At 54.7% G+C, this 25,827-nt stretch carries 39 protein-coding genes and 1 pseudogene; 38 read left to right on the forward strand and 2 right to left on the reverse strand.

Annotated features, from left to right (window positions below):
- From tauA to tauD, 4 genes and pseudogenes are all read left to right on the forward strand, one after another.
- Positions 1–158 (forward strand): annotated as a pseudogene (tauA, locus tag ERD80_RS22735) (taurine ABC transporter substrate-binding protein); the annotation flags it as partial.
- A 10-nt stretch (positions 159–168) separates the two neighbouring features.
- The gene (gene tauB, locus ERD80_RS01170) at positions 169–936 is read left to right on the forward strand and encodes a taurine ABC transporter ATP-binding subunit (RefSeq protein WP_021507447.1); all 768 of its coding nucleotides are present in this window, start codon (positions 169–171) and stop codon (positions 934–936) included.
- Positions 933–1,763, forward strand: a complete 831-nt coding sequence (gene tauC / locus ERD80_RS01175; RefSeq protein WP_021507448.1) for a taurine ABC transporter permease TauC — start codon at positions 933–935, stop codon at positions 1,761–1,763. Before tauB ends, tauC begins: the two co-directional genes overlap by 4 nt.
- Positions 1,760–2,599, forward strand: coding sequence for a taurine dioxygenase (tauD, locus tag ERD80_RS01180; RefSeq protein WP_136545554.1), 840 nt, complete (start codon positions 1,760–1,762; stop codon positions 2,597–2,599). The genes tauC and tauD overlap by 4 nt, the downstream gene beginning before the upstream one ends.
- A 189-nt stretch (positions 2,600–2,788) precedes the next feature.
- Here tauD and ERD80_RS01185 read toward each other — a convergent pair whose 3' ends face one another.
- On the reverse strand, positions 2,789–4,693 hold the full coding sequence (locus ERD80_RS01185; RefSeq protein WP_104189617.1) for an ABC transporter ATP-binding protein: 1,905 nt from the start codon (positions 4,691–4,693) through the stop codon (positions 2,789–2,791).
- A gap of 114 nt (positions 4,694–4,807) precedes the next feature.
- On the opposite strand from ERD80_RS01185, the gene kefG reads away from it, so the two are divergent.
- From kefG to slyD, 4 genes are all read left to right on the forward strand, one after another.
- Positions 4,808–5,359: a glutathione-regulated potassium-efflux system ancillary protein KefG gene (gene kefG / locus ERD80_RS01190; protein WP_136545555.1), complete on the forward strand. Its 552-nt coding sequence runs from the start codon at positions 4,808–4,810 to the stop codon at positions 5,357–5,359.
- Positions 5,359–7,161: a glutathione-regulated potassium-efflux system protein KefB gene (gene kefB, locus ERD80_RS01195; RefSeq protein ID WP_021507452.1), complete on the forward strand. Its 1,803-nt coding sequence runs from the start codon at positions 5,359–5,361 to the stop codon at positions 7,159–7,161. The genes kefG and kefB overlap by 1 nt, the downstream gene beginning before the upstream one ends.
- A gap of 44 nt (positions 7,162–7,205) precedes the next feature.
- Entirely contained in the window at positions 7,206–7,400 is a 195-nt protein-coding gene (locus ERD80_RS01200) for a YheV family putative zinc ribbon protein (RefSeq protein ID WP_021507453.1), read from the forward strand.
- Between the two features lie 195 nt (positions 7,401–7,595).
- The gene (slyD, locus tag ERD80_RS01205; protein ID WP_021507454.1) at positions 7,596–8,159 is read left to right on the forward strand and encodes a peptidylprolyl isomerase; all 564 of its coding nucleotides are present in this window, start codon (positions 7,596–7,598) and stop codon (positions 8,157–8,159) included.
- Positions 8,160–8,214: 55 nt separating this feature from the next.
- Here slyD and ERD80_RS01210 read toward each other — a convergent pair whose 3' ends face one another.
- A complete protein-coding gene (locus tag ERD80_RS01210) occupies positions 8,215–8,433 on the reverse strand; it encodes a SlyX family protein (protein WP_010616434.1) in 219 nt (72 codons plus the stop codon).
- A gap of 280 nt (positions 8,434–8,713) precedes the next feature.
- Here ERD80_RS01210 and fkpA point away from each other — a divergent pair, with 280 nt between their 5' ends.
- The 30 genes from fkpA (at position 8,714) to rpsE (ending at position 25,822) form a co-directional block, all read left to right on the forward strand.
- A complete protein-coding gene (fkpA, locus tag ERD80_RS01215; protein ID WP_021507456.1) occupies positions 8,714–9,544 on the forward strand; it encodes an FKBP-type peptidyl-prolyl cis-trans isomerase in 831 nt (276 codons plus the stop codon).
- Positions 9,545–9,730: 186 nt separating this feature from the next.
- Positions 9,731–10,453: a transcriptional regulator gene (locus tag ERD80_RS01220; protein ID WP_021507457.1), complete on the forward strand. Its 723-nt coding sequence runs from the start codon at positions 9,731–9,733 to the stop codon at positions 10,451–10,453.
- Entirely contained in the window at positions 10,453–10,839 is a 387-nt protein-coding gene (gene tusD / locus ERD80_RS01225) for a sulfurtransferase complex subunit TusD (RefSeq protein WP_021507458.1), read from the forward strand. The genes ERD80_RS01220 and tusD overlap by 1 nt, the downstream gene beginning before the upstream one ends.
- Complete coding sequence (gene tusC, locus ERD80_RS01230; protein WP_021507459.1) at positions 10,839–11,198, forward strand: sulfurtransferase complex subunit TusC; 360 nt, start codon at positions 10,839–10,841, stop codon at positions 11,196–11,198. Before tusD ends, tusC begins: the two co-directional genes overlap by 1 nt.
- A gap of 9 nt (positions 11,199–11,207) precedes the next feature.
- Positions 11,208–11,495 (forward strand): sulfurtransferase complex subunit TusB, encoded by a 288-nt coding sequence (tusB, locus tag ERD80_RS01235; protein ID WP_021507460.1) that lies wholly within the window; start codon positions 11,208–11,210, stop codon positions 11,493–11,495.
- Between the two features lie 124 nt (positions 11,496–11,619).
- Positions 11,620–11,994, forward strand: a complete 375-nt coding sequence (gene rpsL / locus ERD80_RS01240; protein ID WP_010616440.1) for a 30S ribosomal protein S12 — start codon at positions 11,620–11,622, stop codon at positions 11,992–11,994.
- Between the two features lie 96 nt (positions 11,995–12,090).
- Positions 12,091–12,561, forward strand: a complete 471-nt coding sequence (gene rpsG / locus ERD80_RS01245) for a 30S ribosomal protein S7 (RefSeq protein WP_007886246.1) — start codon at positions 12,091–12,093, stop codon at positions 12,559–12,561.
- 93 nt (positions 12,562–12,654) lie between these two features.
- Complete coding sequence (gene fusA, locus ERD80_RS01250; RefSeq protein ID WP_021507461.1) at positions 12,655–14,769, forward strand: elongation factor G; 2,115 nt, start codon at positions 12,655–12,657, stop codon at positions 14,767–14,769.
- Between the two features lie 69 nt (positions 14,770–14,838).
- Complete coding sequence (tuf, locus tag ERD80_RS01255; RefSeq protein ID WP_136545556.1) at positions 14,839–16,023, forward strand: elongation factor Tu; 1,185 nt, start codon at positions 14,839–14,841, stop codon at positions 16,021–16,023.
- A gap of 177 nt (positions 16,024–16,200) precedes the next feature.
- Positions 16,201–16,395 (forward strand): bacterioferritin-associated ferredoxin, encoded by a 195-nt coding sequence (bfd, locus tag ERD80_RS01260; RefSeq protein ID WP_136545557.1) that lies wholly within the window; start codon positions 16,201–16,203, stop codon positions 16,393–16,395.
- 103 nt (positions 16,396–16,498) lie between these two features.
- Entirely contained in the window at positions 16,499–16,981 is a 483-nt protein-coding gene (bfr, locus tag ERD80_RS01265; RefSeq protein ID WP_021508213.1) for a bacterioferritin, read from the forward strand.
- A gap of 306 nt (positions 16,982–17,287) precedes the next feature.
- A complete protein-coding gene (gene rpsJ / locus ERD80_RS01270) occupies positions 17,288–17,599 on the forward strand; it encodes a 30S ribosomal protein S10 (protein ID WP_006120582.1) in 312 nt (103 codons plus the stop codon).
- Positions 17,600–17,631: 32 nt separating this feature from the next.
- Positions 17,632–18,258 carry a 50S ribosomal protein L3 gene (rplC, locus tag ERD80_RS01275; protein ID WP_021508214.1) on the forward strand — a complete coding sequence of 209 codons (627 nt, stop codon included), beginning with the start codon at positions 17,632–17,634 and terminating at the stop codon, positions 18,256–18,258.
- A 10-nt stretch (positions 18,259–18,268) separates the two neighbouring features.
- Complete coding sequence (gene rplD, locus ERD80_RS01280; protein WP_021508215.1) at positions 18,269–18,874, forward strand: 50S ribosomal protein L4; 606 nt, start codon at positions 18,269–18,271, stop codon at positions 18,872–18,874.
- Positions 18,871–19,173: a 50S ribosomal protein L23 gene (rplW, locus tag ERD80_RS01285; RefSeq protein WP_010618574.1), complete on the forward strand. Its 303-nt coding sequence runs from the start codon at positions 18,871–18,873 to the stop codon at positions 19,171–19,173. Before rplD ends, rplW begins: the two co-directional genes overlap by 4 nt.
- Positions 19,174–19,190: 17 nt before the next feature.
- Positions 19,191–20,012 carry a 50S ribosomal protein L2 gene (gene rplB, locus ERD80_RS01290; RefSeq protein ID WP_010618573.1) on the forward strand — a complete coding sequence of 274 codons (822 nt, stop codon included), beginning with the start codon at positions 19,191–19,193 and terminating at the stop codon, positions 20,010–20,012.
- 16 nt (positions 20,013–20,028) lie between these two features.
- On the forward strand, positions 20,029–20,307 hold the full coding sequence (gene rpsS, locus ERD80_RS01295) for a 30S ribosomal protein S19 (protein WP_001138115.1): 279 nt from the start codon (positions 20,029–20,031) through the stop codon (positions 20,305–20,307).
- A gap of 13 nt (positions 20,308–20,320) precedes the next feature.
- On the forward strand, positions 20,321–20,653 hold the full coding sequence (rplV, locus tag ERD80_RS01300) for a 50S ribosomal protein L22 (RefSeq protein ID WP_007891659.1): 333 nt from the start codon (positions 20,321–20,323) through the stop codon (positions 20,651–20,653).
- Between the two features lie 17 nt (positions 20,654–20,670).
- Positions 20,671–21,369, forward strand: a complete 699-nt coding sequence (gene rpsC / locus ERD80_RS01305) for a 30S ribosomal protein S3 (protein ID WP_021508216.1) — start codon at positions 20,671–20,673, stop codon at positions 21,367–21,369.
- A 12-nt stretch (positions 21,370–21,381) separates the two neighbouring features.
- Positions 21,382–21,792 (forward strand): 50S ribosomal protein L16, encoded by a 411-nt coding sequence (rplP, locus tag ERD80_RS01310; RefSeq protein WP_002438716.1) that lies wholly within the window; start codon positions 21,382–21,384, stop codon positions 21,790–21,792.
- The gene (rpmC, locus tag ERD80_RS01315) at positions 21,792–21,980 is read left to right on the forward strand and encodes a 50S ribosomal protein L29 (RefSeq protein ID WP_021508217.1); all 189 of its coding nucleotides are present in this window, start codon (positions 21,792–21,794) and stop codon (positions 21,978–21,980) included. Before rplP ends, rpmC begins: the two co-directional genes overlap by 1 nt.
- Positions 21,980–22,234 (forward strand): 30S ribosomal protein S17, encoded by a 255-nt coding sequence (rpsQ, locus tag ERD80_RS01320; protein ID WP_010618568.1) that lies wholly within the window; start codon positions 21,980–21,982, stop codon positions 22,232–22,234. The genes rpmC and rpsQ overlap by 1 nt, the downstream gene beginning before the upstream one ends.
- 168 nt (positions 22,235–22,402) lie before the next feature.
- Positions 22,403–22,774: a 50S ribosomal protein L14 gene (rplN, locus tag ERD80_RS01325; protein WP_006120590.1), complete on the forward strand. Its 372-nt coding sequence runs from the start codon at positions 22,403–22,405 to the stop codon at positions 22,772–22,774.
- A 10-nt stretch (positions 22,775–22,784) separates the two neighbouring features.
- Positions 22,785–23,099 carry a 50S ribosomal protein L24 gene (rplX, locus tag ERD80_RS01330; protein WP_021508218.1) on the forward strand — a complete coding sequence of 105 codons (315 nt, stop codon included), beginning with the start codon at positions 22,785–22,787 and terminating at the stop codon, positions 23,097–23,099.
- Between the two features lie 14 nt (positions 23,100–23,113).
- Complete coding sequence (rplE, locus tag ERD80_RS01335) at positions 23,114–23,653, forward strand: 50S ribosomal protein L5 (protein WP_013510763.1); 540 nt, start codon at positions 23,114–23,116, stop codon at positions 23,651–23,653.
- A 14-nt stretch (positions 23,654–23,667) separates the two neighbouring features.
- Positions 23,668–23,973 (forward strand): 30S ribosomal protein S14, encoded by a 306-nt coding sequence (gene rpsN / locus ERD80_RS01340; RefSeq protein ID WP_010618564.1) that lies wholly within the window; start codon positions 23,668–23,670, stop codon positions 23,971–23,973.
- Between the two features lie 32 nt (positions 23,974–24,005).
- A complete protein-coding gene (gene rpsH, locus ERD80_RS01345; protein ID WP_021508220.1) occupies positions 24,006–24,398 on the forward strand; it encodes a 30S ribosomal protein S8 in 393 nt (130 codons plus the stop codon).
- Positions 24,399–24,410: 12 nt separating this feature from the next.
- Positions 24,411–24,944 (forward strand): 50S ribosomal protein L6, encoded by a 534-nt coding sequence (gene rplF / locus ERD80_RS01350; protein WP_007891676.1) that lies wholly within the window; start codon positions 24,411–24,413, stop codon positions 24,942–24,944.
- Positions 24,945–24,953: 9 nt separating this feature from the next.
- A complete protein-coding gene (rplR, locus tag ERD80_RS01355; RefSeq protein ID WP_013510760.1) occupies positions 24,954–25,307 on the forward strand; it encodes a 50S ribosomal protein L18 in 354 nt (117 codons plus the stop codon).
- Between the two features lie 14 nt (positions 25,308–25,321).
- Positions 25,322–25,822, forward strand: coding sequence for a 30S ribosomal protein S5 (rpsE, locus tag ERD80_RS01360; RefSeq protein WP_010618560.1), 501 nt, complete (start codon positions 25,322–25,324; stop codon positions 25,820–25,822).
- Positions 25,823–25,827 lie beyond the last annotated feature (5 nt).

Genomic DNA, 25,827 nt, shown 5'->3' on the forward strand with positions numbered 1-25,827 from the left:
TGACGGCGCAGCAGCAGGTGGAACAGCTCGGCAAACCGGTCAACAAGGCGATTGTCGACACCGCACAGTTTCTGAAAGAGCAGGGCAAAGTACCGGATGCCGCCAGTGACTACAGCAGCTTTGTCACCACGCGCTTTGTTGCCCCCTTAGCCAAATAACGGAGGCCTTATGCTCAGCATCACCCATCTCAACGCACGTTACGCCGGGCAACCGGCGCTGCAGGATATCAATCTGCAGCTGGCCAGCCGCGAATTACTGGTGGTGCTGGGGCCGTCCGGCTGTGGCAAAACCACGCTGCTGAACTTGATCGCCGGCTTTCTGCCGCTGGAGTCCGGCAGTATCACGCTGGATGGCAAGCCGGTACGCGGACCGGGCGCAGAGCGCGGCGTGGTCTTTCAGAACGAAGGGCTACTGCCGTGGCGTAACGTCATCGATAACGTGGCGTTTGGCCTGCAGCTGGCGGGCATGGCAAAAGCTGAACGGCACGCGATCGCCCGCCGTCTGATCCGTAAGGTCGGGCTCGAGGGCGCAGAAAAGCGTTTTATCTGGCAGCTCTCTGGGGGTCAGCGTCAGCGCGTGGGGATTGCCCGTGCGCTGGCCGCTGATCCGCAGCTGCTGCTGTTAGATGAGCCGTTCGGTGCGCTGGATGCCTTCACGCGCGAGCAGATGCAGACGCTGCTGCTGACGTTATGGCGCGATACCGGCAAGCAGATTCTGCTGATCACCCATGACATCGAAGAAGCCGTCTTTCTCGCCAGCGAACTGGTGCTGCTGTCGCCGGGTCCGGGTCGCGTAGTGGAACGCCTGAAGCTCGACTTTGGCCAGCGCTTCGCCGCAGGCGAGCCGTGCCGCAGCATCAAATCCGATCCGGCATTTATCGAACGACGTGAGTATGTCCTGAACCAGGTGTTCGCGCAGCGGGAGGCGTTTGTATGAGTGCCGTTATTGATGACAAGCGCCGGACGTCCCGCGTTCGTCGCCTGCGCTGGCCCTTTTCCCGCCAGCTGTCGCTGAGCCTGCTGAGCGTGGCCGTGCTGCTGCTGCTGTGGTGGGGCGTGACCGCGCTGGGGCTGATTGCGCCCTTGTTTCTGCCGCCGCCGCAGCAGGTGCTGCATAAGCTGCTGGTTATTGCTGGTCCGCAGGGCTTTATGGATGCCACGCTATGGCAGCACCTTGGTGCCAGCCTGACGCGCATGCTGGTGGCGCTGTTCTTTGCCGCACTGATCGGCATTCCGGTGGGCATTGCCATGGGGCTTAGCCCGGCGGTGCGCGGGCTGCTCGATCCGCTGATTGAACTCTATCGACCAGTGCCGCCGCTGGCCTATTTACCGCTGATGGTGATTTGGTTTGGCATTGGCGAAACCTCAAAGATCTTACTGATTTATCTGGCAATTTTCGCGCCGGTGACTTTATCCACCCTGGCCGGCGTGAAGAATACGCAGCAGGTGCGGATCCGTGCCGCTCAGGCGTTGGGGGCGACGCGCGGGCAGCTGCTGCGTTTTGTCATTCTGCCCGGAGCATTGCCGGAGATTCTCACCGGCCTGCGCATCGGTCTTGGTGTGGGCTGGTCCACGCTGGTGGCGGCCGAACTGATTGCCGCGACGCGCGGACTGGGCTTTATGGTGCAGTCGGCTGGGGAGTTTCTCGCCACCGATGTGGTGCTGGCGGGCATCGCGGTGATCGCCCTGATTGCCTTTAGTTTAGAACTGGGTTTACGTGCGCTACAGCGCCGACTGACGCCCTGGAATGGAGAACAGCAATGAACGAACGAGTGAATTTTACCGCGCTGGGTCCGTATATCGGGGCGCAGGTCAGCGATGTTGATCTCAGCCGTCCGCTGAGTGACGCGCAGTTTGAGCAGCTTTACCATGGTCTGTTGCGTCACCAGGTGCTGTTTCTGCGCGATCAGCGCATTACGCCGGAGCAGCAGCGCGCGCTGGCGATCCGCTTCGGCGATCTGCACATTCATCCGGTTTATCCGCATGCCGAAGGCGTGGATGAGATTATCGTGCTGGATACGCATCAGGATAACCCGCCGGACAACGATAACTGGCATACCGACGTCACCTTTATTCAGACGCCGCCGGCGATCGCCATTCTGGCCTCAAAGCTGCTGCCGGAGAGCGGCGGCGATACGCTGTGGAGCAGCGGGATTGCCGCTTACGAGGCGCTGTCAGAGCCGTTCAAACAGCTGCTGAGTGGCCTGCAGGCGGAGCACGACTTTAAGAAATCGTTCCAGGAGTATAAGTACCGTAAGACGGAAGAGGAGCATCAGCGCTGGCAGCAGGCCGTGGCGAAGCATCCGCCGGTGCAGCATCCGGTGATCCGCACCCATCCGGTGAGCGGACGCAAAGCGCTGTTTGTTAATGAAGGTTTTACCACCAGGCTGCTGGGCGTAAGCGAGAAGGAGAGCGAGGCGCTGCTGGGCTATCTGTTTGCGCACGCCACCAAACCGGAGTTTCAGGTGCGCTGGCGCTGGCAGCCGAATGATGTGGCAATCTGGGATAATCGCGTGACGCAGCATTATGCCAACGCGGATTATTATCCGGCGCGGCGCGTGATGCATCGCGCGACGGTGTTAGGGGATGTGCCGGTGTGATTTCGGAGCGTTGATTGCCCTCACCCCACCCCTCTCCCGCCAGCGGGAGAGGGGGCCGACCGTGCGTAGCAGGTAAGGCGGATTAAAGTTTGTTCCCTCTCCTGTGGGAGGAGGCTGTTCCAGCGCGGGAGTAAGGTTTATTCCCTCTCCCTATGGGAGAGGGTCAGGGTGAGGGCATCATCGCGCACCTTACCCCGCGAGCATCTGCTCCAGCTGCTCCTGCGCCTCCAGCCACGCCATTTCGACCTCTTCCAGCGCCGATTTGCTCTCCGCCTGGCGCTGCAGGGCGGCGGTTAAATCGGCCTTACGGCTCTGCTCGTAAATGGCGCTGTCGGCCAGCTGTGCTTCGGCTTCGCTGAGCTGTGTCTGCCATTTGGCCATCTGCTTCTCCAGCTTTTCGATCTCTTTGCGCAGCGGCTGCGTCTGCGCGCGCAGCTCGGCGTCGCGGCGCTTCTGATCTTTGCGGGACTGCGCGCTGTTGGCGTTGTCCTGCTTCGGCGCGGCATCCTGCTGCGTTTCCTGCTTCTGCAGGTCGCTCAGCCACTGCTGATAATCGTCCAGATCGCCCTCGAACACATCCACTTTGCGGTCGTGCACCAGGTAAAGATCGTCGGTGGTTGAACGCAGAAGGTGACGATCGTGTGACACCACCACCAGTGCGCCTTCAAAGTCGATCAGCGCTTCGGTCAGCGCCTGGCGCATATCCAAATCGAGGTGGTTGGTCGGTTCGTCGAGCAGCAGCAGATTTGGCCGCTGCCAGACGATCAGCGCCAGCACCAACCGCGCTTTCTCGCCGCCGGAGAAACGCTCGGTGGCTTCGCTGACTTTGTCGCCCTGAAAACCAAAGCCGCCCAGGTAGTCACGCAGCTGCTGCTCCAGCGTTTTCGGGGCGATGCGCGCCAGATGCTGCAGCGGCGACTCATCGGCGCGCAGATACTCAAGCTGATGCTGCGCGAAGTAACCCAGCTTGATCCCTTTCGCCAGCCCCACTTTGCCCGCCAGCGGCTCCAGCTCGCCCGCCAGCAGTTTGATCAGCGTGGATTTACCGGCACCGTTACGCCCCAGCAGGCCGATGCGTGAACCCGGCACCAGGTTGAGTTTGATGGCATCCAGAATCACCCGCTCACCGTACCCCGCCGAAACCTGCTCCATTTTCAGGATCGGGTTAGGCAGGCTTTCTGGCGCGCGGAAGCTGAAGCTGAACGGGTTATCGACGTGCGCCGGGGCAATCAGCTCCATACGCTCCAGCATCTTGATGCGGCTCTGCGCCTGTTTGGCTTTGGTGGCCTGCGCGCGGAAGCGATCGATGTACTTTTGCAGGTGGGTGACTTTTTCCTGCTGGCTCTGGTACAGCGCCTGCTGCTGCGCCAGTTTGGCTACGCGCTGACGCTCGAACGAGCTGTAGTTGCCGGTGTATTCGAACATCGTCTGCTGTTCGATATGGATGATTTTGTCCACCACCGGGTCGAGGAAGTCGCGGTCGTGCGAGATCAGGATTAGCGTGCCGGTATAACTCTTCAGCCAGCGCTCCAGCCAGATCACCGCGTCGAGATCGAGGTGGTTAGTCGGTTCATCGAGCAGCAGCAGGTCGGAACGGCATACCAGCGCCTGAGCAAGGTTGAGACGCATACGCCAGCCACCGGAGAAATCGCTCACCGGCCGCATTAATTGTTCCTGGCTGAAGCCCAATCCGTGCAGCAGACTGGCGGCGCGTGCATGTATGCTCCACGCCTGAATAGCGTCCAGCTTGCCGTGCAGCAGCGCGATGGCATTGCCATCGTCGCGCGCATTGGCTGCCGCTAATTCGGATTCGAGCTGACGATATTCGCGGTCGCCGTCGATAACATATTCCAGCGCGGCTTTACTCAGCGCCGGGGTTTCCTGATTCACCCACGCCAGCGCCCAGTTGCCGGGAAAGGTGACGTTGCCGGCATCGCTGCTGATTTCACCCTTCAGCAGTGACAGCAGCGTGGATTTACCGCAGCCGTTTTTACCCACCAGGCCGACTTTTTGCCCCGGGTTAATGGTGGCCGTTGCGTTATCCAGCAGCACATTAGTGCCGCGACGGATTTGTAATGCGGAAAAGACAATCATAAGCGCCGTATCGTCAGAATATGTTAATTTATCGGCAACATAATTCGATAATGTTTGTTGCGTCGAGCATGGTAGCGGAATTCCGCCGCGGTGACGACGCTTTGGAGGGGAACGATGTCGCAGCCGCCCAAAATATTGCTGCTTTACGCCCATCCGGAATCACAGGATTCGATTGCTAATCGGGTTTTGCTGCAGTCGGCTATGGAACTGGACCACGTCACGGTGCACGATTTATACGCCCACTATCCGGATTTCTTTATTGATATTCATTACGAGCAGCAACTGCTGCGCGACCATCAAATCGTGGTGTTTCAGCATCCACTTTATACCTATAGCTGTCCGGCACTGCTGAAAGAGTGGCTGGATCGCGTGCTGTCGCGCGGCTTTGCCAGTGGGCAGGACGGTAATGCGCTGGAAGGCAAATACTGGCGCAGCGTGGTGACCACCGGTGAGCCGGCGACGGCGTATCACCACAGCGGCCTCAATCGCTACCCGATGAGCGACATTATGCGACCGTTTGAGCTGACGGCGCAGATGTGTCGCATGCACTGGCTGACGCCGATGGTGATTTACTGGGCGCGTCGTCAGACACCCGAGGTGCTGCGCAATTTTGCGCGCGCCTATGGCGACTGGCTGGCGTCACCGCTGCCGAACGGAGGAGTGTGATGCAAGGCGAAACGTTACTCACCGCCGGCGTGATTTATCTGGTGGCGGCGGTGCTGGTGGTGCCGATTGCCGCCCGGCTCGGCATTGGTGCGGTGCTGGGCTATCTGCTGGCCGGTATCGCCATCGGCCCGTGGGGGCTGGGCTTCATCAGCGATGTGGACGAGATTCTGCACTTCTCGGAGCTTGGCGTGGTGTTTCTGATGTTTATCATCGGGCTGGAGCTGAACCCGGCCAAGCTGTGGGCGCTGCGGCGCTCTATTTTTGGCGTCGGTGCCGCGCAGGTGCTGGTTTCGGCAGCGATTCTCGGCGTGCTGCTGTGGCTGACCGACTTCAGCTGGCAGGCCGCGGTGATTGGCGGTATTGGCCTGGCGATGTCCTCGACCGCCATGGCGCTGCAGCTGATGCGCGACAAAGGCATGAACCGTAGCGAAGCGGGGCAGCTGGGCTTCTCAGTGCTGCTGTTCCAGGACCTGGCGGTGATTCCGGCGCTGGCGCTGGTGCCGCTGCTGGCCGGCAGCGACAGTGGCCACGTTGACTGGCTCAAGGTGGGCATGAAGGTGCTGGCATTCGCCGGTATGCTGGTGGGCGGCCGCTATTTGCTGCGGCCGATTTTCCGTTTCATCGCCGCGTCCGGCGTGCGGGAAGTGTTTACCGCCGCCTCGCTGCTGCTGGTGCTCGGTTCGGCGCTGTTTATGGATGCGCTGGGCCTGTCGATGGCGCTGGGGACGTTCATCGCCGGTATTCTGCTGGCAGAGAGTGAGTATCGCCACGAACTGGAAGTTGCCATTGAGCCGTTTAAAGGGCTGCTGCTCGGGCTGTTCTTTATTTCGGTGGGCATGGCGCTCAACCTCGGCGTGCTTTATACCCACATCCTCGAAATTCTGATCGGCGTGGTGCTGCTGGTGGCGGTGAAAACGCTGGTGCTCTATGTGCTGGCGCGCATTTATGGCCTGCGCAGTTCGGAGCGTCTGCAGTTTGCCGGCGTGCTGAGTCAGGGCGGTGAATTCGCCTTCGTGCTGTTTTCGGCGGCGTCGTCGGCAAAACTGTTCAGCGGCGATCAGCTGCCGCTGCTGCTGGTCACGGTGACGCTGTCGATGATGACCACGCCGCTGCTGATGCAGGGCGTGGATAAGATTCTGGCGCGCCGCTTTAACGAACCGGAAGAGGACGGCGAAAAGCCGTTTGTCGAGGACGATCAGCCTCAGGTGATTGTGGTGGGCTTTGGCCGTTTTGGTCAGGTGGTCGGGCGTTTGCTGATGGCCAACAACAAGCGCATCACCGTGCTGGAGCGCGATATCTCGGCGGTCAGCCTGATGCGCAAATATGGCTACAAGGTTTACTATGGCGATGCCACTGAGCTCGAGCTACTGCGTGCCGCCGGGGCGGAGAATGCGCAGTCGATTGTCATCACCTGTAACGATCCGGAAGATTCGATGACCATCGTGCACTTGTGCCAGCAGCACTTCCCGCAACTGGAGATCCTGGCGCGGGCGCGCGGTCGTGTCGAGGCGCATGAGCTGCTGCAGGCGGGCGTCACGCTGTTCTCGCGTGAAACCTTCTCCAGTGCGCTGGAGTTAGGCCGCAAAGCGCTGATATCACTGGGCATGCATCCGCATCAGGCGCAGCGCGCGCAGCAGCACTTCCGCCGGCTGGATATGCGCATGCTGCGTGAACTGGTGCCGAGCCACGACGACAGCGTGCAGGTTTCACGCGTGCGTGAGGCGCGACGCGAGCTGGAGGACATTTTCCAGCGTGAAATGCAGCATGAAAAACGGCAGTTTGACGGCTGGGATGATGAGTAGGGCTACACTTAACGTATCCGTTCTGATAACGGGCAGGAAAGACTATGCGTAAACGTTTTATTGCCGGTGCGGTTTGTCCGCACTGTCAGGAGAAAGACACGCTGGCGATGTGGCGTGAAAACAATGTCGATGTGGTGGAGTGCGTGAAGTGCGGCCACCAGATGCGTGAGGCGGACAAGCAGGCGCGCGATCAGGTTCGCAGCACTGAGCAAGTGATTGGCATTTTTCATCCGGAGTAGCGCGATGGCGCAGCTTTTTTTAAGCTTAGCCTTACAGCGGTATTGAATTCCGCTACAATCGGCGCCATTAACGCTGAGCAGTATGGTCCAACAGCACTGTTGGCATCCTCAGTACTGAACCTTTCTGGTTGGTTATTGCACGCGAGAATAGACCAATGAGACGGGATTCTTTGTTCTCAACGGTTAGGAGATATCATGAAAGTAGCAAAAGACCTGGTGGTGAGCCTGGCGTATCAGGTTCGTACCGAAGACGGTGTGTTGGTTGACGAGTCACCGGTGAGTGCGCCGTTGGATTATCTGCACGGTCATGGTTCCCTGATTTCTGGTCTGGAAAAAGCGCTGGAAAATCACGCGGTCGGCGACAAGTTTGACGTGCATATCCCGGCAAACGACGCGTACGGCCAGTACGATGACAACCTGGTGCAGCGTGTACCGAAAGACGTGTTCATGGGCGTTGACGAGCTGCAGGTTGGCATGCGCTTCCTGGCAGAAACCGACCAGGGCCCGGTGCCGGTCGAGATCACCGAAGTGGAAGATGAGCACGTGGTGGTTGACGGTAACCACATGCTGGCGGGTCAGAACCTGAACTTCAATGTGGAAGTGGTTGCTATCCGTGAAGCCACGGAAGAAGAGATCGCTCACGGCCACGTTCATGGCGCTGACGGCCATCATCATGACCACGACCACGACCATGGTCACGATCATGAGCACGGTCACGGCGGCTGCGGCGGCCACGGTGGTTGCGGCTGCAACCACTAAGCGTAAAAAGGCCACCTGCGGGTGGCCTTTTTATTGGGCAGCAAAGCACGCGATATTAATAGTGCGGCGGCGGGGTCTCTTCCGCTTGCGAAGCGACCATGGACGGGGCGGCGGCCTTCACTTTATCCACCAGCAGACGCACCTGCTCACGCAGTTTACTCATTTCCAGCTCGTGCTGAACCACCGTCTGATTGAGCTGCTCAATGGTATGTTCCTGGAAAGCCAGCTTGCTCTCCAGCGCCTCAAGGCGTTGATCCCATTCTGGTTGTTGCATCATCACTCCTCCTGTCACGGTGCTGCGCGTTGATCTTGTCGGGCGTGATTCTACGGTCTTTCGTGTCAGAATCACCTGATATTTCACCTTCGGTCTGGCGTATGCATTGAATTCCCGCGTTGCGCCTATATCTCTGATGAAACTTCCTGAAGCAAAAAAGGTCGGAGGTTGACCGGGTAATTACACTGTGGGAGTGTTCGCCACTGCCACGTAAAGTTATAGTGTGGGCCACTGTCCGCAATGATTCCCGAGGTTTTGAAGCTTCGGTTTTGGAGAAAGGATGAAATCACTGTTTAAAGTCACATTGTTAGCTACCACCATGGCCGTCGCGCTGAATGCACCGCTGGCAATGGCAGCAGAAACCACTGCGGCACCGGCTGACGCAGCGCAGGCTGCGCCACAGGCGCCGAAAAATGCTGCCTTCAAAAACGAAGACCAGCAGTCAGCCTATGCGCTGGGCGCCTCCCTGGGTCGCTACATGGACAACTCTCTGAAGGAGCAGGAGAAACTGGGTATCAAACTGGACAAAGACCAGCTGATTGCCGGTGTTCAGGATGCGTTTGGCGGCAAGAGCAAGCTGTCTGACGAAGAGATTGAGCAGACGCTGCAGGCGTTTGAAGGCCGCGTGAAAGGGGCCGCTCAGGCGAAGATGGAAAAAGACGCGAAAGAGAATGCCGACAAAGGCACCGCTTACGCGGACAAGTTCGCCAAAGAGAAGGGCGTGAAGAAAACCGAATCTGGCCTGCTGTATCAGGTAGAGAAAGAGGGCAGCGGTGAAACCCCGAAAGACAGCGATACCGTGGTGGTTAACTACAAAGGTACGCTGATTGACGGCACTGAGTTCGACAACTCTTACACGCGCGGCGAGCCGCTGTCGTTCCGTCTGGACGGCGTAATCCCGGGCTGGACCGAAGGTCTGAAGCACGTGAAGAAAGGCGGTAAGATCAAGCTGGTGATCCCACCGAACCTGGCTTACGGCAAAAACGGCGTACCGGGTATTCCGGCCAACTCAACGCTGGTGTTCGATGTTGAGCTGCTCGACATCAAGCCGGCGCCGAAAGCCGATGAGAAAGCGCAGGCTCCGGCCGCCGCTGACAAGAAAGCGCAGTAAGCTGACTTGCACCGCCGCCTTCGGGCGGCGGTTTTGTTTTCGCTCATCCTGAATTTGCGGCGCGATGAGTAAAGCTCTGGCTAAAAACGGCGACATTTGCCAGACTAGCGCCTGCACAATGATCATAAGATGAGTCTGCCCCAATGCTGTCGAGACAGGCTCCAGCCATTTAGGGTAATGTCTTCGATGTCTAATCCATTCAATCCCGGCGAACTGACTGACTTCGATTTACTGGAGCAGCGTCCGTTCGAACAAGCAGACTACGATATTCTTAAATCCTACGAAGCGGTGGTCGACGGTCTGGCGATGCTGATTGGCTCGCACTGCGAAATCGTGCTGCACTCTCTGGAAGATCTTAAATGCTCCGCCGTGCGTATCGCCAACGGCGAACATACCGGCCGCAAAGTGGGTTCCCCGATTACCGATCTGGCGCTGCGCATGCTGCATGATATGCACGGCGCGGAGAGCAATGTGTCCCGCGCCTACTTCACGCGGGCCAAAAGTGGCGTGCTGATGAAGTCGGTAACCATTGCGATTCGTAACCGGCAGCAGCGGGTGATTGGCCTGCTGTGCATCAATATGAACCTGGACGTACCGTTTTCGCAGATTATGTCGACTTTCATGCCGCCGGAAACGCAGCAGGTGGATTCCAACGTCAACTTTGCCAGCTCGGTAGAGGATCTGGTCACCCAGACGCTGGAGTTCACTATTGAAGAAGTGAGCGCCGATCGCAACGTGTCGAATAACGCCAAGAATCGCCAAATCGTCCTCAATCTGTACGAGAAGGGCATTTTCGATATTAAGGACGCCATTAACCAGGTGGCCGATCGCCTCAATATTTCTAAGCACACCGTGTATCTGTATATTCGCCAGTTTAAGAGTGGCGATCTGCAGGGGCAGGATCGCTAATGCGCTACACGCTGCTGGTGACCGGGCCGGCTTACGGCACACAGCACGCCAGTAGCGCGCTGCTGTTTGCCCGTGCGCTGCTGGCGCAGGGACATCAGCTGGAAAGCGTGTTCTTTTACCGCGAAGGCGTGCTGAATGCTAACCAGCTCAGCGCGCCGGCCAGCGATGAAGTGGACATGGTGCGCGCCTGGCAGCAGCTGCGCGACGACAGTGGCGCGGCACTGAATATCTGTGTGGCAGCCGCGTTGCGGCGCGGCGTGACCGATGCGCAGGAGGCAGCGCGCCTGCAGCTGGCGGGCAGCAATCTGCAGCCCGGATTTACCCTTAGCGGCCTGGGCGCACTGGCGGAAGCCGCCCTGAGCTGCGATCGCCTGGTGCAGTTCTGATGAACCGCGTGGCGTTTCTGTTTACGCAGGCTCCGCACGGCAGCAGTGCTGGCCGGGAAGGGCTGGATGCCGTGCTGGCGACCGGCGCGCTGAGTGAGGATATCGGCCTGTTCTTTATTGGCGACGGCGTGCTGCAGCTCAACCGCGATCAGCAGCCGGCGCAGATTCTGGCGCGTGACTATATTGCGACCTTTGGCGTGCTGGCGCTATACGACATCGATCGCTGCTATATCTGTCAGGCGTCACTGCTGGCACGTGGCCAGAGCCTCACGGCAGCGCGCGTGCTGGATGCGCAGCTGCTGGAACCTGCCGCGCTGCGCCAGACGCTGGCAACTTATGACCGTATCCTCCGTTTCTGAGAACTGACCATGCTCTACACCCTGCTGCACTCTCCCTGGCAATGCGATTTCGATAGCCTGCTGCTGCTGTTACAGGAGGGCGATGACGTGCTGCTGTTACAGGATGGTGTGACGGCCGCGCTGGCAGGCAGTCAGAAGCTGCAGCAGCTGCTGGCGTCGCCTGCCACGCTGTGGGTATTAGAAGAAGACGTGATGGCGCGCGGGCTGACTGCGCAAATTTCGACCAATGTGTCGCGTCTGAACTATACTGGTTTCGTTACGCTGACGACGAAGCATCCACAACAAGTGGCCTGGTGAAGGGTAAAACCTGGTTATTTCTTGACACCCTATGGGCACAGCCCTAAAATTCTGCCTCCTCGTAGTAATACGAGGCGATTTATTACGTGTTTACGAAGCAAAAGCTAAATCCAGGAGCTATTTAATGGCAACAGTTAACCAGCTGGTTCGCAAACCACGCGTTCGTCAGGTTGCTAAAAGCAACGTGCCGGCGCTGGAAGCTTGCCCGCAAAAACGTGGTGTTTGTACTCGTGTTTACACCACTACCCCGAAAAAACCAAACTCCGCACTGCGTAAAGTCTGCCGTGTGCGTTTGACTAACGGTTTTGAAGTCACCTCCTACATCGGCGGTGAAGGTCATAACCTGCAGGAGCACTCCGTGATCCTGATCCGTGGCGGTCGTGTAAAAGACCTGCCAGGTGTGCGTTACCACACCGTTCGTGGCGCGCTGGACTGCTCAGGTGTTAAAGACCGTAAGCAGGCTCGCTCCAAGTACGGCGTGAAGAAGCCAAAGGCTTAATGGTTCTCCGTTAAGTAAGGCCAAACGTTTTAACTTTAATGTCAAAATAAACTCGTAGAGTTTTGGACAATCCTGAATTAACAACGGAGTATTTCCATGCCACGTCGTCGCGTCATTGGTCAGCGTAAAATTCTGCCGGATCCTAAGTTCGGATCAGAGCTGCTGGCTAAATTTGTAAATATCCTGATGGTAGATGGTAAAAAATCTACTGCTGAATCAATCGTCTATACCGCACTTGATACCCTGGCTCAACGTGCTGGTAAAGATGGTCTGGAAGCTTTCGAAGTTGCACTCGAAAACGTACGTCCGACTGTCGAAGTTAAGTCACGTCGCGTTGGTGGTTCAACCTACCAGGTTCCAGTTGAAGTCCGTCCGGTTCGTCGTAATGCCCTGGCAATGCGTTGGATCGTAGAAGCTGCTCGTAAACGCGGTGATAAATCGATGGCTCTCCGCCTGGCGAACGAACTTTCTGACGCTGCAGAAAACAAAGGTACTGCAGTGAAGAAACGTGAAGACGTTCACCGTATGGCTGAAGCCAACAAGGCGTTCGCACACTACCGCTGGTAATCGCCACGTAGTTGTTGTTAAACCAGCGGGCGCTCATTCAGCCAACCCGCTGGGGTCGACTTACATTGAACGTCCGAGAATCAGAGGAATCAAATGGCTCGTACAACACCCATTGCGCGCTACCGTAACATCGGTATCAGCGCACACATTGACGCCGGTAAAACCACTACCACCGAGCGTATCCTGTTCTACACCGGTGTTAACCACAAAATCGGTGAAGTGCACGATGGCGCTGCAACCATGGACTGGATGGCGCAGGAGCAGGAGCGTGGTATTACCATCACCTCTGCAGCGACCACTGCGTTCTGGTCAGGTATGGCGAAGCAGTTTGAGCCGCACCGCATCAACATCATCGACACCCCGGGACACGTTGACTTCACCATCGAAGTAGAACGTTCTATGCGTGTGCTCGACGGCGCAGTAATGGTTTACTGTGCAGTAGGTGGCGTGCAGCCGCAGTCTGAAACCGTATGGCGTCAGGCAAACAAATATAAAGTTCCACGTATCGCGTTCGTTAACAAAATGGACCGTATGGGTGCGAACTTCCTGAAAGTTGTTGGTCAGATCGAATCACGTCTGGGCGCGACTCCGGTTCCACTGCAGCTGGCTATCGGCGCAGAAGAGAACTTCACCGGTGTTGTTGACCTGATCAAGATGAAAGAGATCAACTGGAACGACGCCGATCAGGGTACTACCTTCGTTTACGAAGATATCCGTGCTGAGTTGCAGGAACTGGCTGAAGAGTGGCGTGGCAAGCTGATTGAAGCAGCTGCTGAAGCTTCTGAAGAGCTGATGGAGAAATTCTTTAGCGGTGAAGAACTGTCTGAAGAAGAGATCAAATCTGCTCTGCGTAAGCGCGTACTGAACAACGAGATCATCCTCGTGACCTGTGGTTCTGCATTTAAGAACAAAGGTGTTCAGGCGATGCTGGATGCAGTGGTTGAATATCTGCCAGCACCAACTGACGTTCCGGCGATCAACGGTATCCTGGACGACGGTAAAGATACCCCGGCTGAGCGTCACGCAACTGACGACGAGCCGTTCTCTGCACTGGCGTTCAAAATTGCCAACGACCCGTTCGTAGGTAACCTGACCTTCTTCCGCGTTTACTCGGGTGTGGTTAACTCGGGCGATACCGTACTGAACTCCGTGAAATCTGCACGTGAGCGTTTCGGTCGTATCGTTCAGATGCACGCCAACAAACGTGAAGAGATCAGCGAAGTTCGCGCAGGCGACATCGCTGCAGCAATCGGTCTGAAAGACGTGATCACCGGTGATACCCTGTGTGATCCATCTAACCCGATCATTCTGGAGCGTATGGAATTCCCTGAGCCGGTAATTTCTATCGCCGTTGAGCCGAAAACCAAAGCTGACCAGGAAAAAATGGGTCTGGCTCTGGGTCGTCTGGCGAAAGAAGACCCGTCATTCCGCGTATGGACTGACGAAGAGTCTAACCAGACCATCATCGCTGGTATGGGTGAGCTGCACCTCGACATCATCGTTGACCGCATGAAGCGTGAATTCAACGTTGAAGCGAACGTCGGTAAACCTCAGGTTGCTTACCGCGAAGCGATTCGCTCTAAAGTTACCGATATCGAAGGTAAACACGCCAAGCAGTCTGGTGGTCGTGGTCAGTACGGTCATGTTGTTATCGACATGTACCCACTGGAGCCGGGTTCGAATCCGAAAGGCTACGAATTTGTCAACGATATCAAAGGTGGTGTGATTCCTGGTGAATACATCCCTGCGGTTGATAAAGGTATCCAGGAGCAGCTGAAGTCTGGTCCACTGGCCGGTTACCCGGTAGTTGACCTGGGCGTGCGTCTGCACTTCGGTTCTTACCATGACGTTGACTCCTCTGAGCTGGCGTTTAAACTGGCCGCTTCTATCGCCTTCAAAGATGGCTTTAAGAAAGCACAGCCGGTTCTGCTTGAGCCAATCATGAAGGTTGAAGTAGAAACCCCAGAAGAGAACACCGGTGACGTTATCGGTGACCTGAGCCGCCGTCGTGGTATGCTGAAAGGTCAGGAATCTAACGCGACTGGCGTTCAGATTCACGCTGAAGTTCCGCTGTCTGAAATGTTCGGATACGCGACTCAGTTGCGTTCTCTGACCAAAGGCCGTGCTTCTTACTCCATGGAGTTCCTGAAGTACGATGATGCGCCGAACAACGTCGCTCAGGCCGTTATTGAAGCTCGTAGCAAATAAGGCTACGGTTTAAAAATTGTGAACTGATGCCTTCATCACTGATGAAGGCATAACGTAAGGATTATCGCCATGGCGAAAGAGCAATTTCAACGTAACAAACTGCACGTAAACGTGGGCACCATCGGTCACGTTGACCACGGTAAAACCACCCTGACTGCAGCCATCACCACCGTTCTGGCTAAAACCTACGGCGGCCAGGCTCGTGCATTCGATCAGATCGATAACGCACCAGAAGAGAAGGCTCGTGGTATCACCATCAACACCTCTCACGTTGAATATGAAACCCCGTCCCGTCACTACGCACACGTTGACTGCCCAGGCCACGCCGACTATGTGAAAAACATGATCACCGGTGCTGCGCAGATGGACGGCGCGATCCTGGTTGTTGCTGCGACTGATGGCCCAATGCCTCAGACCCGTGAGCACATCCTGCTGGGCCGTCAGGTTGGCGTTCCTTACATCATCGTGTTCCTGAACAAGTGCGACATGGTTGATGACGAAGAGCTGCTGGAACTGGTTGAGATGGAAGTTCGCGATCTGCTGTCTCAGTACGACTTCCCAGGCGACGATACCCCAATCGTACGCGGTTCTGCGCTGAAAGCGCTGGAAGGCGACGCTGAGTGGGAAGCGAAAGTCGTTGAGCTGGCTGGTCACCTGGATACTTACATTCCAGATCCAGTACGTGCTATCGATCTGCCGTTCCTGCTGCCAATCGAAGACGTATTCTCAATCTCTGGCCGTGGTACCGTTGTTACCGGTCGTGTTGAGCGCGGCATCGTGAAAGTGGGCGACGAAGTAGAAATCGTTGGTATCAAAGCGACTGCCAAGTCTACCTGTACCGGTGTTGAAATGTTCCGCAAACTGCTGGACCAGGGTCAGGCAGGCGAGAACTGTGGTGTTCTGCTGCGCGGTATCAAGCGTGAAGAGATCCAGCGTGGTCAGGTTCTGGCTAAGCCAGGCACCATCAAGCCACACACCAAGTTCGTATCAGAAGTGTACGTACTGTCTAAAGACGAAGGCGGCCGTCATACTCCGTTCTTCAAAGGCTACCGTCCACAGTTCTACTTCCGTACTACTGATGTGACCGGCAACATCGAACTGCCAGAAGGCGTTGAGATGGTAATGCCAGGCGACAACATCAAAATGACCGTTGAGCTGATCCACCCAATCGCGATGGACCAGGGTCTGCGTTTCGCAATCCGCGAAGGCGGCCGTACCGTTGGCGCGGGCGTTGTTGCTGAAGTTCTCGCTTAATTGCGTTAATAACGGTGGTAACTCCGGTTGCCACCGCAGCATGAAAAAGAGCACTTCGGTGCTCTTTTTTTTTGCTTTGCATTGACCGGCACCACTAATCCCACACAAAAGCTACGTTGAAATAAAAACCATTCTCATTTAAACTTTGATCAGAAATTGTACTGGAGTGGGCTGTAAATGTACGTCTGTCTGTGTAATGCCGTAAGCGACCGAACCCTGCGTGAAGTTGTCCGCCGTTATCAACCCAAATCGATTCAGCAACTACGCCAGCTGGTGCCTGTCGGCAAGCAGTGCGGCAAGTGTATTCGTGTGGCGCGCGAGATTATGGATGATGAAATGAAAAACGTGCCGCTTTACAAAGAGATAGCGTAACTGCACATCCGCTTCGCCTGAATAACCCCAAAAACTGTCGCGTTTTTTTGACTTCTTTTTATCCGCATCTACGCTCTATTTATCTGCAAGCGGAGGAAGCAAAATGAAGGGCGACGGCAAAATCATTACTCACCTCAATAAATTGCTGGGAAATGAACTGGTTGCAATCAACCAGTACTTTCTACATGCGCGCATGTTCAAAAACTGGGGCCTGATACGCCTCAACGATGTCGAATACCATGAATCCATTGATGAAATGAAACATGCGGACAAGTACATCGAACGCATTTTGTTTCTCGAAGGCATTCCTAATCTGCAGGATCTCGGCCGGCTGCGCATTGGTGAAGACGTACCGGAAATGCTGCAATCGGATTTGACGCTCGAACTGGAAGGGGCGAAAGACTTACGCGAAGCGATTGCTTACGCCGATAAAGTTCATGATTACGTCAGCCGCGACATGATGATCGAGATTCTGGCGGATGAAGAGCACCATATCGACTGGCTGGAAACTGAGCTCGACCTGATTCAGAAATTGGGTCTGCAAAACTATCTGCAGGCCCAGCTGAAAGAAGAGGGCGATAAGTAGCGTTTGCCGTGCCGTTCCACCTGTTGATTGCAGCCCGCCCCGTGCGGGCTTTTTTACCGGCGCGTGCTTTTGCGGTTAAAAACGCAGCATGGGTTGCTTCCTGAACAGATTTGCGTATAATGCGCGGGCCTGCCGATATTGGTGTGGCGCGATTCGAGCAGAATCGCAGGCGATAGCGATTAGTGTATCGCCTGACAATACTCCCGATTGGGGAGTTATATGCTGAACGATTACACTCCCCCATCAATCGTAATGGGTGCGGGTAGTAATTTTTTTCGTTTATAAAATGTTTGGAGCCTTGGTCTCATGTCGAACCAAAGAATCCGTATCCGTCTTAAAGCGTTTGATCATCGCCTGATCGATCAATCAACCGCGGAAATCGTCGAGACTGCCAAGCGCACTGGTGCGCAGGTACGTGGTCCGATCCCGCTGCCGACTCGCAAAGAGCGCTTCACCGTTCTGATCTCTCCGCACGTTAACAAAGATGCGCGTGATCAGTACGAAATCCGCACTCACAAGCGTCTGGTAGACATCGTTGAGCCAACTGAAAAAACCGTTGATGCTCTGATGCGTCTGGATCTGGCTGCCGGTGTTGACGTGCAGATCAGCCTGGGTTAATCAGGTCATCGAGCGATTGAGAGGTTGATACAATGATTGGTTTAGTCGGTAAAAAAGTGGGCATGACGCGCATCTTCACTGAAGAAGGCGTTTCAATCCCAGTAACCGTAATCGAAGTTGAAGCAAACCGCGTTACCCAGGTCAAAGGTCTGGAAAACGATGGTTACCAGGCGATCCAGGTTACCACCGGTGCAAAAAAAGCAAACCGTGTTGGTAAGCCGGAAGCAGGTCATTTTGCTAAAGCTGGCGTTGAAGCTGGCCGTGGTCTGTGGGAATTCCGCACCGAAGGTGAAGAATACTCTGTTGGCCAGAGCATCAGTGTTGAAATTTTCGCTGACGTTAAAAAAGTAGACGTTACCGGTACCTCTAAAGGTAAAGGTTTCGCAGGTACCGTTAAGCGCTGGAACTTCCGTACCCAGGACGCTACACACGGTAACTCCTTGTCTCACCGCGTTCCGGGTTCTATCGGTCAGAACCAGACTCCGGGCAAAGTGTTCAAAGGCAAGAAAATGGCTGGTCAGCTGGGTAATGAGCGCGTAACCGTTCAGAGCCTGGAAGTAGTACGTGTTGACGCTGAGCGCAACCTGCTGCTGGTCAAAGGTGCTGTCCCGGGTGCAACCGGCAGCGACCTGATTGTTAAACCAGCTGTGAAGGCGTAAGGGGATAGCAATGGAATTAGTACTGAAAGACGCGCAGAGCGCGCTGACTGTTTCCGAAACTACCTTCGGTCGTGATTTCAACGAAGCGCTGGTTCACCAGGTTGTTGTTGCTTACGCTGCAGGTGCTCGTCAGGGTACTCGCGCGCAGAAAACTCGTGCTGAAGTAACTGGTTCAGGCAAAAAGCCATGGCGTCAGAAAGGCACCGGCCGTGCGCGTTCAGGTTCTATCAAGAGCCCGATCTGGCGTTCAGGTGGCGTGACCTTCGCTGCGCGTCCACAGGACCACAGTCAAAAAGTTAACAAAAAGATGTACCGCGGCGCGCTGAAAAGCATCCTGTCCGAGCTGGTACGTCAGGACCGTCTGATCGTTGTCGAGTCGTTCTCTGTTGAAGCGCCTAAAACTAAGCTGCTGGTACAGAAACTGAAAGACATGGCGCTGGAAGACGTGCTGATCATCACCGGTGAACTGGATGAGAATCTGTTCCTGGCTGCGCGTAACCTGTACAAGGTTGACGTGCGTGATGCAGCGGGTATCGACCCAGTTAGCCTGATCGCCTTCGACAAAGTCGTTATGACTGCAGAAGCAGTTAAGCAAGTTGAGGAGATGCTGGCATGATCCGTGAAGAACGTCTGCTGAAAGTACTGCGCGCGCCGCACGTATCTGAAAAAGCATCAACCGCGATGGAAAAAACCAATACCATCGTTCTCAAAGTTGCCAAAGACGCGACCAAAGCAGAGATCGTTGCTGCTGTTGAGAAACTGTTCGAAGTAGAAGTGAAAGACGTAAACACCCTGGTTGTTAAGGGTAAAGTTAAGCGTCACGGACAGCGTATCGGTCGTCGTAGCGACTGGAAAAAAGCTTACGTCACCCTGAAAGAAGGCCAGAACCTGGACTTCGTCGGCGGCGCTGAGTAAGTCGGAGGAGAAAGACAATGGCAGTTGTTAAATGTAAACCGACATCTCCGGGTCGTCGTCACGTTGTTAAAGTGGTGAACCCTGAGCTGCACAAAGGCAAGCCTTTTGCCGCGCTGGTTGAAAAAAACAGCAAATCCGGTGGTCGTAACAACAATGGTCGTATCACTACCCGTCATATCGGTGGTGGTCACAAGCAGGCTTACCGTATTGTTGACTTCAAACGCAACAAAGATGGTATCCCGGCAGTTGTTGAGCGTCTTGAGTACGATCCGAACCGTTCTGCGAACATCGCACTGGTTCTGTACAAAGATGGCGAGCGCCGTTACATCCTGGCCCCTAAAGGCCTGAAAGCTGGCGACCAGATTCAGTCTGGCGTTGATGCTGCGATCAAAGCAGGTAACACCCTGCCGATGCGTAACATCCCGGTTGGTTCAACCGTGCATAACGTAGAAATGAAACCAGGTAAAGGCGGTCAGATTGCCCGTTCTGCTGGTGCTTACGTGCAGATCGTTGCGCGTGAAGGTTCCTACGTTACCCTGCGTCTGCGTTCAGGCGAAATGCGTAAAGTCGAAGCTGACTGCCGCGCAACCTTGGGCGAAGTCGGTAACGCTGAGCACATGCTGCGCGTTCTGGGTAAAGCCGGTGCAACCCGTTGGCGTGGTGTTCGTCCTACCGTTCGCGGTACTGCGATGAACCCAGTCGATCACCCGCACGGTGGTGGTGAAGGTCGTAACTTTGGTAAGCACCCGGTAACTCCGTGGGGCGTTCAGACCAAAGGTAAGAAGACCCGTAGCAACAAGCGTACTGATAAATTTATCGTACGTCGCCGTAGCAAATAATTTTAGAGGATAAGCCATGCCACGTTCTCTCAAGAAAGGTCCTTTTATTGACCTGCACTTGCTGAAGAAGGTAGAGAAAGCGGTGGAAAGCGGTGACAAGAAGCCCCTGCGCACTTGGTCCCGTCGTTCAACGATCTTCCCTAACATGATCGGTTTGACCATCGCTGTCCATAATGGTCGTCAGCACGTTCCTGTCTTTGTTTCCGACGAAATGGTCGGCCACAAGCTGGGTGAATTTGCACCGACACGTACTTATCGCGGCCACGCTGCTGATAAGAAAGCCAAGAAGAAATAAGTAGGAGGAAGAGATGGAAACTATTGCTCAACATCGCCATGCTCGTTCTTCTGCTCAGAAGGTTCGCCTTGTTGCTGACCTGATTCGCGGTAAGAAAGTGTCGCAGGCTCTGGATATTCTGACTTACACCAACAAGAAAGCGGCTGTACTGGTTAAGAAAGTCCTGGAATCTGCCATTGCTAACGCCGAACACAACGATGGCGCTGATATCGACGATCTGAAAGTTGCGAAAATTTTCGTAGATGAAGGCCCTAGCATGAAGCGCATTATGCCGCGTGCTAAAGGTCGTGCAGATCGCATCCTGAAGCGCACCAGCCACATTACTGTGGTTGTGTCCGATCGCTGAGACTCTGGAGACTAGCAATGGGTCAGAAAGTACATCCTAATGGTATTCGCCTGGGTATTGTAAAACCATGGAACTCTACCTGGTTTGCGAACACCAAAGAATTCGCTGACAACCTGGACAGCGACTTTAAAGTACGTCAGTTCCTGAACAAAGAACTGGCAAAAGCGTCTGTATCTCGCATCGTTATCGAGCGTCCGGCTAAGAGCATCCGTGTGACCATTCACACCGCTCGCCCGGGTATCGTTATCGGTAAAAAAGGTGAAGACGTTGAAAAACTGCGCACGGTCGTAGCGAACATCGCTGGCGTTCCTGCACAGATCAATATCGCCGAAGTCCGTAAACCGGAACTGGACGCAAAACTGGTTGCTGACAGCATCACTTCACAGCTGGAGCGTCGTGTGATGTTCCGTCGTGCGATGAAGCGTGCTGTACAGAACGCAATGCGTCTGGGCGCTAAAGGTATCAAAGTTGAAGTTAGCGGCCGTCTGGGCGGTGCTGAGATCGCACGTACCGAATGGTACCGTGAAGGTCGTGTACCGCTGCACACTCTGCGTGCTGACATTGACTACAACACCTCTGAAGCGCACACCACTTATGGTGTAATCGGCGTTAAGGTATGGATCTTCAAAGGTGAGATCCTGGGTGGTATGGCTGCTGTTGAACAACCGGAACCGGCTGCTCAACCTAAAAAGCAGCAGCGTAAAGGCCGTAAGTAAGGAGAGTCGCTGATGTTACAACCAAAGCGTACGAAATTCCGTAAAGTGCACAAAGGCCGTAACCGCGGTCTGGCGCAGGGTACGGATGTTAGCTTCGGTACTTTCGGTCTGAAAGCTGTTGGCCGTGGTCGTCTGACTGCTCGTCAGATCGAAGCAGCACGTCGTGCTATGACCCGTGCAGTTAAGCGTCAAGGTAAGATTTGGATCCGTGTATTCCCGGACAAACCAATCACCGAGAAGCCGCTGGAAGTGCGTATGGGTAAAGGTAAGGGTAACGTGGAGTATTGGGTTGCCCTGATCCAGCCTGGTAAAGTCCTGTATGAAATGGACGGTGTACCGGAAGAGCTGGCCCGTGAAGCATTCAAGCTGGCAGCAGCAAAACTGCCTATCAAAACCACCTTTGTAACTAAGACGGTGATGTAATGAAAGCAACTGAGCTGCGTGAAAAAAGCGTTGAAGAGCTGAACACTGAGCTGCTTAACCTCCTGCGCGAGCAGTTTAACCTGCGCATGCAGGCAGCATCTGGCCAGCTGCAGCAGACCCATCTGCTGAAGCAAGTTCGCCGTGATGTTGCACGCGTTAAGACTTTACTGACTGAGAAGGCGGCGTAATGACCGATAAAATCCGTACTCTGCAGGGTCGTGTTGTTAGTGACAAAATGCAGAAATCTGCTGTTGTTGCTATCGAGCGTTTCGTGAAGCACCCGATCTACGGTAAATTCATTAAGCGTACGACTAAGCTGCACATCCATGACGAGAACAACGAGTGTGGTATTGGTGACGTGGTTGAAATCCGCGAAACCCGTCCACTGTCCAAGACTAAGTCCTGGACTCTGGTTCGCGTTGTAGAGAAAGCGATTCTGTAATAGAATCCGCTTCCTCTAAAAACAAAATGAACGGCTCTATGGAGCCGTTCATTTTTTCTACCCATCTGCGAGAACCGGTGTTATAATGCCGCGCCCTCAATTATGGGGCTTTTTAACGACCTGAGGTTTGGGTCCCGAAGTAGTAGTTGACATTAGCGGAGCACTAAAATGATCCAAGAACAGACTATGCTGAACGTCGCCGACAACTCCGGTGCACGTCGCGTAATGTGTATCAAGGTTCTGGGTGGCTCGCACCGTCGCTACGCAGGCGTCGGCGATATCATCAAAGTGACCATCAAGGAAGCAATTCCGCGTGGCAAGGTGAAAAAAGGTGATGTCCTGAAAGCGGTAGTGGTGCGCACCAGGAAGGGTGTTCGTCGCCCGGACGGTTCTGTCATTCGCTTCGATGGTAATGCATGCGTTATTCTGAACAATAACAGCGAGCAGCCTATCGGAACGCGTATTTTTGGGCCGGTAACTCGTGAACTTCGTACTGAAAAGTTCATGAAAATTATCTCTCTGGCACCAGAAGTACTCTAAGGAGCGAACAATGGCAGCGAAAATCCGTCGTAACGACGAAGTTATCGTGCTTACCGGTAAAGACAAAGGTAAACGCGGTAAAGTAAAGAATGTCCTGACTTCTGGTAAGGTCATCGTTGAAGGTATCAACCTGGTTAAGAAACACCAGAAGCCGGTTCCGGCTCTGAACCAACCAGGCGGCATCGTTGAAAAAGAAGCTGCTATTCAGGTTTCTAACGTTGCAATCTTCAATGCGGCAACCGGCAAGGCTGACCGTGTAGGCTTTAGATTCGAAGACGGTAAAAAAGTCCGTTTCTTCAAGTCTAACAGCGAAACTATCAAGTAATTTGGAGTAGTACGATGGCGAAACTGCATGATTACTACAAAGACGAAGTAGTCCAGAAACTCATGACAGAGTTTGGCTACAATTCTGTCATGCAAGTCCCTCGGGTCGAGAAGATCACCCTGAACATGGGTGTTGGTGAAGCGATCGCTGACAAGAAACTGCTGGATAACGCAGCAGCTGACCTGGCAGCAATCTCCGGTCAAAAACCGCTGATCACCAAAGCACGCAAATCAGTTGCAGGCTTCAAAATCCGTCAGGGCTATCCGATCGGCTGTAAAGTAACTCTGCGTGGCGAGCGCATGTGGGAGTTCTTTGAGCGTCTGATCACTATTGCTGTACCGCGTATCCGTGACTTCCGTGGTCTGTCCGCGAAGTCTTTCGACGGTCGTGGTAACTACAGCATGGGCGTTCGTGAGCAGATCATCTTCCCAGAAATCGACTACGACAAAGTCGATCGCGTTCGTGGTTTGGATATCACCATTACCACTACTGCGAAATCTGATGATGAAGGCCGTGCTCTGCTGGCTGCCTTTGACTTCCCGTTCCGCAAGTAAGGTAGGGTTACTTAATGGCTAAGCAATCTATGAAAGCACGCGAAGTTAAGCGTGTGAAATTAGCAGACAAGTTCTTCGCAAAACGCGCTGAACTGAAAGCGATCATTTCTGATGTGAACGCATCCGACGAAGACCGTTGGAACGCCGTTCTCAAGCTGCAGAGTCTGCCGCGTGATTCCAGCCCTTCACGTCAGCGTAACCGCTGCCGTCAGACAGGTCGTCCGCACGGTTTCCTGCGGAAGTTTGGGTTGAGCCGTATCAAGGTCCGTGAAGCCGCAATGCGCGGTGAAATCCCGGGTCTGAAAAAGGCTAGCTGGTAATTGTCACCATTTGAATCACGGGAGTAACACAGATGAGCATGCAAGATCCGATCGCGGATATGCTGACCCGTATCCGTAACGGTCAGGCCGCGAACAAAGTTGCGGTCTCTATGCCTTCCTCCAAGCTGAAAGTGGCAATTGCCAACGTGCTGAAGGAAGAAGGCTATATTCAAGATTTTAAAATCGAAGGCGACATCAAGCCGGAACTGGAACTGACTCTTAAGTACTTCCAGGGTAAAGCTGTTGTAGAAAGCATTCAGCGTGTTAGCCGTCCAGGTCTGCGCATCTATAAGAAAAAAGATGAGCTGCCAAAAGTTATGGCCGGTCTGGGCATTGCTGTAATTTCTACCTCTAAAGGTGTCATGACTGATCGTGCAGCGCGCCAGGCTGGTCTTGGTGGCGAAATTATCTGCTACGTAGCGTAATCGGAGGATAAAATGTCTCGTGTTGCAAAAGCACCTGTCGTTGTTCCTGCCGGCGTAGAGGTAAAACTCAACGGTCAGGAAGTTTCGATCAAAGGCAAAAACGGCGAGCTGACTCGTACTATCAACAGTGCTGTAGAAGTTAAGCATGCAGACAACGCCCTGACTTTCGCTCCACGCGAAGGTTATGCGGATGGTTGGGCACAGGCAGGTACTGCCCGTGCGCTGCTGAACGGCATGGTTATCGGTGTTACCGAAGGCTTCACCAAGAAGCTGCAACTGGTTGGTGTTGGTTATCGTGCAGCTGTTAAAGGCAACTCTGTGAGTCTGGCCCTGGGCTTCTCTCACCCGGTTGACCATGCACTGCCGGCCGGCATCACTGCTGAATGTCCAACTCAGACTGAGATCGTGCTGAAAGGCGCTGATAAACAGCTGATTGGTCAGGTTGCAGCTGATCTGCGCGCCTACCGTCGTCCTGAGCCTTACAAAGGCAAGGGTGTTCGTTACGCCGACGAAGTCGTGCGTACCAAAGAGGCTAAGAAGAAGTAAGGTAACACTATGGATAAGAAATCTGCTCGTATCCGTCGTGCGACCCGTGCACGTCGCAAGCTCAAAGAGCTGGGTGCTACTCGCCTGGTGGTACATCGTACCCCGCGTCACATTTACGCACAGGTAATCGCCCCGAACGGTTCCGAAGTTCTGGTTGCTGCTTCTACTGTAGAAAAAGCTATCGCTGAACAACTGAAGTATACCGGTAACAAAGACGCCGCTGCAGCTGTAGGTAAAGCTCTGGCTGAGCGCGCTATCGAAAAAGGCATCAAAGATGTTTCTTTCGACCGTTCCGGTTTCCAATATCATGGTCGCGTCCAGGCACTTGCAGATGCTGCTCGTGAAGCTGGCCTTCAGTTCTAAGGTAGAGGTCTAAGATGGCACACATCGAGAAACAAGCTGGCGACCTGCAGGAAAAACTGATCGCGGTAAACCGTGTCTCTAAAACTGTGAAAGGTGGTCGTATTTTCTCCTTCACCGCTCTGACTGTAGTGGGTGATGGTAACGGCCGCGTTGGTTTTGGTTACGGTAAAGCGCGTGAAGTTCCAGCAGCGATCCAGAAAGCGATGGAAAAAGCTCGTCGCAATATGGTTAATGTCGCGCTGACTCACGGCACCCTGCAGCACCCGGTTAAAGGTGCGCACACGGGTTCTCGTGTGTTCATGCAGCCGGCTTCTGAAGGTACCGGTATCATCGCCGGTGGTGCAATGCGCGCCGTTCTGGAAGTCGCTGGAGTTCATAACGTTCTGGCTAAAGCCTATGGTTCCACCAACCCGATCAACGTGGTTCGTGCAACTATCGACGGCCTGGGCAATATGAAGTCTCCGGATATGGTTGCTGCCAAGCGTGGTAAATCCGTTGAAGAAATTCTGGGGTAATCACG

The organism is Pantoea sp. R102 (assembly GCF_004916815.1).
GTDB classification, from domain to species: domain Bacteria; phylum Pseudomonadota; class Gammaproteobacteria; order Enterobacterales; family Enterobacteriaceae; genus Pantoea; species Pantoea dispersa.